This window comes from uncultured Sphingomonas sp. (genome assembly GCF_964237155.1).
GTDB lineage: Bacteria > Pseudomonadota > Alphaproteobacteria > Sphingomonadales > Sphingomonadaceae > Sphingomonas.
The window spans coordinates 1-9,412 of record NZ_CAXSHH010000085.1; the positions used below are offsets into that span (position 1 = coordinate 1).

The 9,412-nt window shown below is 71.0% G+C and carries 11 protein-coding genes; 7 read left to right on the forward strand and 4 right to left on the reverse strand.

Annotation, left to right across the window (positions count from 1 at the left end; genetic code table 11):
* Positions 1 to 193 precede the first annotated feature (193 nt).
* Positions 194 to 1,084, reverse strand: a complete 891-nt coding sequence (locus ACFE71_RS13495; RefSeq protein WP_375429295.1) for a LysR substrate-binding domain-containing protein — start codon at positions 1,082 to 1,084, stop codon at positions 194 to 196.
* Between the two features lie 111 nt (positions 1,085 to 1,195).
* Here ACFE71_RS13495 and ACFE71_RS13500 point away from each other — a divergent pair, with 111 nt between their 5' ends.
* On the forward strand, positions 1,196 to 1,912 hold the full coding sequence (locus ACFE71_RS13500) for a pirin family protein (protein WP_375429296.1): 717 nt from the start codon (positions 1,196 to 1,198) through the stop codon (positions 1,910 to 1,912).
* 35 nt (positions 1,913 to 1,947) lie between these two features.
* Entirely contained in the window at positions 1,948 to 2,550 is a 603-nt protein-coding gene (gene wrbA / locus ACFE71_RS13505) for an NAD(P)H:quinone oxidoreductase (RefSeq protein WP_375429297.1), read from the forward strand.
* A gap of 143 nt (positions 2,551 to 2,693) precedes the next feature.
* On the opposite strand, the gene ACFE71_RS13510 is transcribed toward wrbA, so the two are convergent.
* Positions 2,694 to 3,464, reverse strand: coding sequence for a M15 family metallopeptidase (locus ACFE71_RS13510; protein ID WP_375429298.1), 771 nt, complete (start codon positions 3,462 to 3,464; stop codon positions 2,694 to 2,696).
* Between ACFE71_RS13510 and ACFE71_RS13515 the strand changes: the two genes are divergently transcribed.
* The 3 genes from ACFE71_RS13515 to ACFE71_RS13525 all read left to right on the forward strand — a co-directional run bounded on the left by ACFE71_RS13515 (position 3,459) and on the right by ACFE71_RS13525 (position 5,111).
* Positions 3,459 to 4,124 (forward strand): RluA family pseudouridine synthase, encoded by a 666-nt coding sequence (locus ACFE71_RS13515; RefSeq protein ID WP_375429304.1) that lies wholly within the window; start codon positions 3,459 to 3,461, stop codon positions 4,122 to 4,124. The genes ACFE71_RS13510 and ACFE71_RS13515 overlap by 6 nt on opposite strands.
* Positions 4,117 to 4,515 (forward strand): alternative ribosome rescue aminoacyl-tRNA hydrolase ArfB, encoded by a 399-nt coding sequence (arfB, locus tag ACFE71_RS13520; protein ID WP_375429299.1) that lies wholly within the window; start codon positions 4,117 to 4,119, stop codon positions 4,513 to 4,515. Before ACFE71_RS13515 ends, arfB begins: the two co-directional genes overlap by 8 nt.
* A 113-nt stretch (positions 4,516 to 4,628) precedes the next feature.
* Positions 4,629 to 5,111 (forward strand): GAF domain-containing protein, encoded by a 483-nt coding sequence (locus ACFE71_RS13525; RefSeq protein WP_375429300.1) that lies wholly within the window; start codon positions 4,629 to 4,631, stop codon positions 5,109 to 5,111.
* 17 nt (positions 5,112 to 5,128) lie between these two features.
* On the opposite strand, the gene ACFE71_RS13530 is transcribed toward ACFE71_RS13525, so the two are convergent.
* Positions 5,129 to 6,412 carry a M20/M25/M40 family metallo-hydrolase gene (locus ACFE71_RS13530; RefSeq protein ID WP_375429305.1) on the reverse strand — a complete coding sequence of 428 codons (1,284 nt, stop codon included), beginning with the start codon at positions 6,410 to 6,412 and terminating at the stop codon, positions 5,129 to 5,131.
* 120 nt (positions 6,413 to 6,532) lie between these two features.
* Here ACFE71_RS13530 and ACFE71_RS13535 point away from each other — a divergent pair, with 120 nt between their 5' ends.
* A complete protein-coding gene (locus ACFE71_RS13535) occupies positions 6,533 to 7,276 on the forward strand; it encodes an HAD-IIB family hydrolase (protein ID WP_375429301.1) in 744 nt (247 codons plus the stop codon).
* A gap of 128 nt (positions 7,277 to 7,404) precedes the next feature.
* Here ACFE71_RS13535 and ACFE71_RS13540 read toward each other — a convergent pair whose 3' ends face one another.
* Positions 7,405 to 7,860: a universal stress protein gene (locus tag ACFE71_RS13540; RefSeq protein ID WP_375429302.1), complete on the reverse strand. Its 456-nt coding sequence runs from the start codon at positions 7,858 to 7,860 to the stop codon at positions 7,405 to 7,407.
* 143 nt (positions 7,861 to 8,003) lie between these two features.
* On the opposite strand from ACFE71_RS13540, the gene ACFE71_RS13545 reads away from it, so the two are divergent.
* Positions 8,004 to 9,412 (forward strand): pyruvate dehydrogenase complex dihydrolipoamide acetyltransferase (locus ACFE71_RS13545; RefSeq protein ID WP_375429303.1); only part of this gene is annotated, 1,409 nt, incomplete at its 3' end.

Sequence of the window (9,412 nt, forward strand, 5' to 3'; positions counted from 1 at the left end):
GTCGTCAGCATGAGCTCGATGGCCTTGGCGGTCGTCGGCTCGTCTTCGATCAACAATACGCGCATTGATGAGATCCCCCCGTTCGCGGCCTGCATCCACCCCGGCCACCCGGTCAATTAACCACACGATGTCTGAAGGGAAAAGATTAATTTGGCGTTAGCGCGACGACGCCGCCGTTAGGGAAAGCGCGGGATCAATCGCGCAGGTGCCTGGCGAGCCACGCGATCAGCGCCTCGACGCGCGCCGGGCGGAGCGTGCCGGGCGGGGTCAACAGGTGGAGCGAAGCCGGCGGCGGCGTCCAGTCCGGCAGGATCGCCTCCAGCGCCTTGGACTCGAGATGCAAGCCGACGATGAAGTTGGGCAGGCGCGCGATCCCGAGCCCCGCCATCAGCGCGGGGACGAGCGCGTCGCCGCTGTTCGCAAGGAGCGGCCCGACGGGCCGCACCATGACCGCCTCGTCGTCCGGTCCGTACAAGCGCCACGGGCCTGGGGCGTTGCTGTAGCCGAGGAGCCGGTGCCGGGCGAGTTCGGCGGCGTGGACCGGGCGGCCGTGGCGCGCGAGGTAGAGCGGCGAGGCGACGATGTGGAACGGGACGGCGCAGAGCCGCCGGATGCGGAGCGAACTGTCGGGCGGCTCGCCGATGCGGAGCGCCAGGTCGAATCCGCCCGCGATGATGTCCGTTCGCGAGTCGGACAGGTTCAGGTCGATTTCGACCTGGCGGTATTCGTCAAGGAAGCCCGCCAGCACGGGCGCGACCGCGGCGAGGCCGAAGCTCATCGGGGCCGCTACCCGGATGCGGCCGGCGGGCGACGCGGCCCCGTCCCGCGCCGCCTCCTCGGCTCCTTCCGCCTCGGCGAGCATCGCGCGGGCCCGTTCGGCCAGCGGGAGCGCGGCCTCGGTGACGGACAGGCGGCGCGAGGTTCGGTGGAACAATGACTGGCCGAGCCGCGCCTCCAGTCGGGCCACCGCCTTGGACACGGTCGCCTTGGACAGGCCGAGCGTCGCGGCCGCTCCGCTGAAGGATCGTTGCTCGGCGACGGCGGCGAAGATCGCCCATGCCTCCAGATCGGGCAGCTTGTTCATTCCGCTCCTCCTTCCGACGGCCTAGATGCCGCAACGATCCGTTTCCAGCGTCTCCATTTACGCGTGGGTCGCGCGGCCTATCTTGAGGGCGACCAAAAGGAGATATCTCCCATGCTCGATACCTTGACCACCATCGACCGTCGTCCCTTCGCCAGCCTGGGTCATGCGAACCATGGCTGGCTCGACGCGCGGCATCATTTCTCGTTCGCGGGCTACCATGACCCGGCCCGCATGGGCTGGGGGACGATCCGGGTGTGGAACGACGACGTGATCGCCGCCAAGTCGGGCTTTCCGCCGCACCCGCACCGCGACATGGAGATCATCACCTATGTCCGCTCGGGCGCGATCACGCACAAGGACTCGCTTGGCAACGAAGGCCGCACGGAGGCGGGCGACGTCCAGGTGATGAGCGCGGGGTCGGGCGTGCGCCATGCCGAGTACAACCTGGAGGACGAGGCGACGACGATCTTCCAGATCTGGATCGAGCCACGCACGGTCGGCGGCGAGCCGAGCTGGGGCGCCAAGCCCTTTCCCAGGGGCGCGCGGTCGGGCCGGTTCGTGACGCTGGCGAGCGGGTTCGCCGAGGACGGCGACGCCCTGCCGATCCGGGCGGATGCTCGGGTCATGGGCGCGACGCTGAAGGCCGGCGAGCGGGCCGAGCATGCGATCGGCGCGGGGCGGCACGCGTACCTGGTTCCGGCGACCGGGCGACTGCTGATCGACGGCGAGGCCGTGGAGGCGCGCGACGGCGTGGCGCTGACGGGCGGGCGGACGGTGGCGATCGAGGCATTGGAAGACGCGGAGATCGTACTGGTCGATTCGGAATAGGCGATCTCGCCAATGGATTTCATGGGAGAATGACGATGACCAAGGTTCTGGTGCTGTACTACTCGTCCTACGGCCATATCGAGCAGATGGCGGACGCGATCGCGGAGGGTGCGCGCGGAGCGGGGGCGGAGGTGGACATCCGCCGCGTCGCCGAGACCGCTCCGCCCGAAGTGGTGGCGCAGGCGCATTTCAAGACGGACACCTCGCATCCGGTGATCGAGGGACCGGACGCGCTCCGGGCCTATGACGCGATCATCGTCGGCACGCCCACGCGTTACGGCCGGATGACGAGCCAGATGGCGACCTTCTGGGACACCACCGGCGGCCTGTGGGCGACCGGCGCGCTCAACGGCAAGGTCGGCGGCGCGTTCACCTCGACCGCCAGCCAGCATGGCGGGCAGGAGACGACGCTTTTCTCGATCATCACCAACCTGATGCATCTGGGCATGACGATCGTCGGGCTCGATTACGGCTTCCAGGGGCAGCTGGGCGTCGAGGAGGTCAAGGGCGGTTCGCCTTACGGCGCGACCACGATCTCGGACAGCAAGGGCGACCGTCAGCCCAGCGCGAGCGAGCTCGACGGCGCGCGGTATCAGGGGCGGCGGATCGCCGAAGTCGCGAGCAAGCTGGCGGCGTGACCCCCTTTCCCTCTCCCACCGGGAGAGGGAGGGAGCCCCGAAGGGGCGGAAGGGTGAGGGTACGAGCGTCGACGCGGCCTGCTCCTCACCCTCACCCCGCGCCCGCTTCGCGGTCTTGCCCGTCTCCCGGTGGGAGAGGGAAGTCAGCGGCGGCGCTTCTTGCGCTTAGCCTGAGCGACCGGCGGCGGCGGAGGCGGCGCCTCCGCGATCGTCCTCACCACGGGTGGCGGGTCGACCAGCCCGGGGTTGGCCGAGAACTCGGCGCGGGCCCGGGCGAAGACGAACCTCGCCCGCGCCGCGCCGGGCTCGGTGCGGGCCGTTCCGACCCAACGCCAGTGCCACGGCTCCCATTTCACGCCCTGGCCGTTCGCGGTCGGGAAGCTCTGCTCGAAGCCGAAGCGCGTGGCGTTGTCGCGCAGCCAGCGCGCGGCGGGGAGCACGGACATGCACGCCTCCGCGTCGGGGCAATCGGGCGAGGGGCGGATCGCGAAGTCGATCGCGTAGCCGGTCGTGTGCTCGCTATGCCCGGGCGGCGCGACCGAGATGGCGCGGTCGGCGGGATCGCCGTCCGGGTGCTCGCGGCAGAAGACCGACCCCTGGCGGGTGAGCGTGCGGTGGCAGGACAGGCCGCGCAGTGTTCCCGCCGTGCGCGGGTCGGCGGAGGCGGCGGTCATCAGCCGCTGGAGATCGGCAAACATGTCGGCGCGGATGCGGCAGCGGTTCAGCGCGAAGCCGGGCGGGGCGTCGACCAGCTCGGCGTCGGCGACCTGGCCGTAGGGCAGGTGTCCGAGCACCCGGCCGTCGGCGGACCTGCGCGCGCTCTCCCCGTCGCACAGCTGCGCGGCGGCGGGCATCGCGAACAGCAGCGCGGTTGCGCCGAGCACCCCGCCAATGCCATGGCGTCGCCGATGCACGGCGACCGCGTCCTTTTCCTCGATGGCGAGGCCCTGGTGATCGACAAGCCCGCGGGGCTTCCGGTCGACCCGCCGCGCGACGGGTCCTTGTCGCTCGAAAACCATCTCGACAGTCTCACCTTCGGGTTCAAACGCTGGCCGCTGCCCGTCCACCGCCTCGACCGGGATACGAGCGGATGCCTGCTCCTGTCGCGCAATCCCAAGGCGCATGCGCGGTTCCAGCGTTCATGGGAAGCGGGCGCGGTCGAGAAACGCTATCTGGCGGTGCTCGACGGCGTTCCCGAGGGCGGGGAGGGAGTGGTCGACCTGCCGCTCCTCAAGGTCTCGACCGCCGAGACGGGATGGCGGATGATCGGCGATCCGAAAGGCAAGGCGTCGCGGACGCCGTGGCGGCTGGTCGAGACGCGGGACGGCCGCTCGTTGGTCGAGTTCCGGCCGGAGACGGGGCGCACGCACCAGATCCGCGTGCATGCCGCGACCGGGTTGGGCGCGGCGGTGGTGGGCGATCCCGTGTACGGGCCCAAGTACGATCGGGGCGAGCCGGGCGGGATGCTCCTGCATGCGGCGTGGCTTCGGCTCGACCGGGACGACAAGCCGCCGATCGAGGCCACCGCGCCGACGCCCGAGCGGTTCGCGGCCGCGGGCTTCGGCGATGGTTGACGTTCCGGAGGACGCGCTGGAGGAACGCTTCCTCGCCGCGACCGGGCCGGGCGGGCAGAACGTCAACAAGGTCGCGACCGCGTGCCAGCTGCGCGTGGACGTGTTCCGGCTGGGGCTGCATCCCGAGACCTACCGGCGGCTGAAGCTGGCGGCGGGGTCGCGGCTGACGGCGGCGGGGGTGCTGGTGCTGACGGCCAGGCGCTATCGGTCGCAGGAGGCGAACCGGGCCGACGCGCGGGCGCGGCTGGCGGGACTGCTCGCCGGGGCGGAGGAACGCGAGGCGCGGCGGGTGAAGACCAAGCCTAGCCGGGCCGCCAAGGCCAGGCGGGTGGATACGAAGAAGGGTCGCGGCGCGGTGAAGGCCGGGCGGGGGAGGGTGGAGACGGATTGAACTCCCTCTCTCCTCCGGGGAGAGGGTCGGGGAGAGGGGCTGTTCAGGGAGAGGACCGTGGCTAAGACAGTCCCTCTCCCCGGCCCTCTCCCGCAAGCGGGAGAGGGAGAAGCATGTACCAGTTCGATATCGCCGCCGGGTCCAAGGCCGAGCTCTATCGCGACCTTCACGCCGCGCTGGACGCGCTGACCGCGGGGGAGCGGGACGGGATCGCCAACATGGCCAACGCCGCCGCGCTGTTGTGGGAGTATCTGCCCCACCTGAACTGGGCCGGCTTCTATCGGTTGGTCGAGGGCGAACTCGTGCTCGGGCCGTTCCAGGGCAAGGCGGCGTGCATCCGCATCCCGCTGGGCAAGGGGGTGTGCGGGACGGCGGCGGAAAGGCGCGAAACGCAGGTCGTGGCGGATGTCCACGCCTTTCCCGGCCACATCGCCTGCGACGCGGCGAGCCGGTCGGAGCTGGTCGTGCCGATCATGCGCGGGGGAGCGCTGTTCGGGGTGCTCGACCTGGACAGCCCGGATCCCGGACGCTTCGACGCGGAGGACGCGCGCGGGTGCGAGGCGCTGGCGGCGATGTTGTCGGAGCGGCTCGGCTGACAAGCGGTGCCGAGTGGTCAGCGCCGCGGCGGCGGCGGCGCCTCGCGGCCGGCGAAGCTGACCACGCTTTCGGCTCCATCCGCCGCGACCGACGACACGCCGACCAGATGGTCGTCGACGGGCACCTGCGTCAGCTTCACCGTCGTCGCGCCCGTCACGTCGCGCATGTCGGTCCAGTCCGTCCGGTCGGTGCGGCGCCAGCGGACGCGGTAGCGCTCGGCGCCCGGCACCGGGTTCCATTTGACCGTCGTGTCACGGCTGATCGCGCCGGACATCGACGCGTTCTCCGGCGCGCCCGGGGCCGAGGCGAGGCGGGCGGCGGCGGCGATGTTGATCGCGGTGACCTTGGCCAGGTACGCGAAATCCATGCCCTTCACCGTGTCGCCGTACTCGACGCCGTCGACGGTGCGCAGGTCCTGGTGCTGCCGGTCCCAATTCTCGTTGGCGACGGTGAAGCGGACGGCGGGATAGCCGAGGCGTAGGAACGGCTCGTGGTCGCCCCCGCGTCCGAAGCGGTCGGGGCGGCGGTCGACGAATACGTCCAGCCCGCCGCGCACGGATGCGGCCTCGCCGTCGATCAGCTTGGCGAGCGCGCGGCTTGGACCGTCATCCTCGCCGCCGTCGCCGCGCCGGCGGATCTGGTCGGTCAGCTCCTCCGACGCGCGGATGCCTTCGGAAAAGACGCGGACGCGCGCGGCCTCGCGCACGCCGCCCTGGCCGACCGAGTTGCCGACGATGTCGTTGTTGAGCATCGCCGACACGCGCCAGCCGCGCGCCCGCGCCGTCTCGGCGAGGAGCGTGCCGCCCCACAGTCCCTGCTCCTCGCCCGAAAAGACGGCATAGATGATCGTGGCGTCGAACCGCCGCTTGGACAGGGCGCGCGCCGCCTCGAGCACGAGCGCCACGCCCGACGCGTTGTCGTTCGCGCCGGGCGCGTCGGAGGAGGCGTCCATTTCGCCCGTCACGCGGCTGTCGATGTGCGCGCCGATGATGACGTAGCGGTTCGGGTCGCGCCCGCGCTGGATGCCGAGCACATTCTCGACCACCACGCCGGTCGGCGCGCGCGGGCCGGTGAAGATGCGCGAGATGCGCTCGACGGTCACGCACCCGCCGCAGTCGCGCGAGATCGCCTCGAACCGCGCCCGCGCCCAGTTCCGCGCCGCGCCGATCCCGCGACGCGGGTCGGTGGTGGTCGAGAGCGTGTGGCGGGTGCCGAAGCCGACCATCGCCTCCACGTCGGCGCGCAGGCGGGCGGGGGAGGGCTGGGCGACGGCGGCGGCCGCCGCCGCCGCGAGGATCATGATGGACATATGCGGCAGGGTGGCCGGGTTCGCGCGCCGGCTCAAGCCCGGATCGCATCCTCTTCACCCGCGCGGATCGCGGCGCTAGGGGCGTGGGCGACCTTATCCGGAGATTTGAGCATGAAGCAGCTTGTCGCGTTCGACCTCGACGGAACGCTCGCCCTCAGCAAGCAGCCGCTCCTGGAGGACATGGGCGAGGCGCTGGCCGACCTGCTGGGCGTGGCGCATGTCGCAGTGATCTCGGGCGGGGACTGGCCGCAGTTCCAGAAGCAGGTCGCGAGCCGCCTGCCCGAGCGCGCGGATCGGACCAGGCTGTGGCTTATGCCGACGACGGGCACCAAGCTCTACACCTACAAGGACGAATGGGCCCCGGTGTTCGCCGAGCTGTTCTCCGACGAGGAGCGGCGGAACATCGTCGAGGCGTTCGCCGCCTCGCTCGCCGCGACCGGGTTCAAGCCGGAGCGGACCTGGGGCGACCAGGTCGAGGACCGGGGCAGCCAGGTGACCTTCTCCGCGCTCGGCCAGCAGGCGCCGCTCGAGGAGAAGGAGCATTGGGACCCCGATTTCGCCAAGCGCAAGGTGATCCAGGCGGACTTGGCGAAGCGCCTGCCCGGCCTGTCGATCAACATGGGCGGCGCGACCTCGATCGACATCACGCGGCAGGGGGTCGACAAGGCGTACGGCCTGAAAAAGCTGCGCGACGCGAGCGGGGTGCCGCTGGATGCGATGATGTTCATCGGCGACGCGATCTTCCCGGGCGGCAACGACTACCCGGCCAAGACGCTGGGGCTGGACACGGTGCGGGTGCGCGATCCGCAGGAGACGATCTCGGTGATCGCGGCGATCGTGGCCTGTCAGAAGTGAACCGGGGAGCTCGTCCCCAACACCGTTCGCGCTGAGCTTGTCGAAGGGTCGTCCTTCTTGCGGCCGTCCGAAGAAGAACGACCCTTCGACAAGCTCAGGGCGAACGGTGTGGGTAGGCGGTCCTTGGCTCAACTCAATCGGTCGATCGCCTCCGGGCGGAGCGAACCGGGGATGATCATCACGGGCACCGCGAGCGCGCCCGCGTCCGTTCCCGCGAAGTGCGCCACCAGCGGGCCGGGCGCGCCCGTCGCGGCGGCGCCGAGCACCAACGCGGCGATGTCGGGGTTGGCGGCGATGAGCTCGCGGACAATGCGCGGGCCCTCGCCCTCGCGCACCGTGATGGAGGGGCGCAGGCCCGACTCCTCGATGATCGCACCCGCAGCCTGCGCCACCAGTCCTTCCGCATGCAGGCGCGCCTCTTCCTCGATGGTGGCCTGGACGCCGCCGAACGCGATGAACTCCTGCGGCGGGATCAGCGCCAGTATTTCGACGCCGCCGCCCGTCTTGACCGCGCGCCGCGCGGCGAAGCGCAGCGCGATGCCCGATTCGGGCGTATCGTCCACGACGACCAGGTAGATGCGCATGCTCGTCGCCCCCTTTCTCGCCCGCGCCTTTCTCGCCCGCGAAGGTGACGCCGCGCGCGCGCTGGCGCAAGGCCGACGGCTTGACGCGCGCGGGGCGCTGCGCTTGTGAGGCGGGGCGTTCTCCTACGTCCGAGGTCCCGCCCATGCCGACACCCATCAAGATGCCCGCCTTGTCGCCGACGATGGAGGAGGGGACGCTGGCCAAGTGGCTGGTGAAGGTGGGTGATGCCGTGAAGTCGGGCGACATCATGGCGGAGATCGAGACGGACAAGGCGACGATGGAGTTCGAGGCGGTCGACGAGGGTGTGATCGCCTCGATCGACGTGGCCGAGGGCACGGACGGGGTGAAGGTCGGCACCGTCATCGCGACTATCACGAGCGAGGGGGACGATGCTGCCCCCTCTCCCCCTCGGGGAGAGGGCCGGGGAGAGGGGCTGTCCAGCCCACAGGCCGGTGACCGGGACGGCCCCTCTCCCCAGCCCTCTCTCCAGGCGGGAGAGGGAGAAGAAGGTCGATCAGTGGCGCAGGCCGAGGATCACGGGCGCCCGCCGGTGACCGGCCCGGCTTCCGCGCCGACCGCGAACCCGGACGAGCGTACCGTGGGCGCACACTCGACGGTGGCGAAGCCGGAACAGGCGAGCGGCACCGGCGACCGCGTCAAGGCCAGCCCGCTCGCCCGGCGTCTTGCCGCCGAGCGCGGGGTCGATCTGGGCGGGGTGACCGGATCGGGGCCGAACGGCCGCATCGTGCGCGCCGATATCGAGGGCGCGGGGAGCGGGACGGCAAAGCCGGCGGTCGAGCAGGCACCTGCGCCCGTGACGTCGGACGCGAGCGTGGCGGCACCGGTCGCGCCGCAGGCCGCGGCTCCGCCCAAGCCCGCGGCCATCCCCGACATCCCCCACGAGCTCGCCAAGCTCTCCAACATCCGCAAGACCATCGCGCGCCGCCTGACCGAGTCGAAGCAGACCGTTCCGCATATCTACCTGACGGTGGACGTCCGCCTCGACGCGCTGCTGAAGCTCCGCGCCGAGCTCAACGCGGCGCTCGAGCCGCGCGGGGTCAAGCTGTCGGTCAACGACCTGCTCGTAAAGGCGCTCGCGGCCAGCCTGATGCAGGTCCCGAAGTGCAACGTGATGTTCACCCCCGACCAGCTGGTGACGTTCAAGCGCGCGGACATATCGGTCGCGGTGTCGACGCCCACCGGGCTGATCACGCCCGTCGTCAGGGAGGCCGACACTAAGCCGCTGTCGGCCATCGCGACGGAGATCAAGGATCTCGCCGCCCGCGCGCGCGACAACAAGCTCAAGCCGGAGGAATATACGGGCGGTACGGCGTCGATCAGCAACATGGGCATGTACGGCATCACCCAGTTCGACGCGGTCATCAACCCGCCCCAGGGCATGATCCTGGCGGTCGGCGCGGGCGAGCTCCGGCCGGTGGTCCAGCCCGACGGCACGCTCGGCGTGGCGACCGTCATGTCGGCGACGGGCAGCTTCGACCACCGCGCGATCGACGGCGCGGACGGCGCGGCGCTGATGCAGGCGTTCAAGGG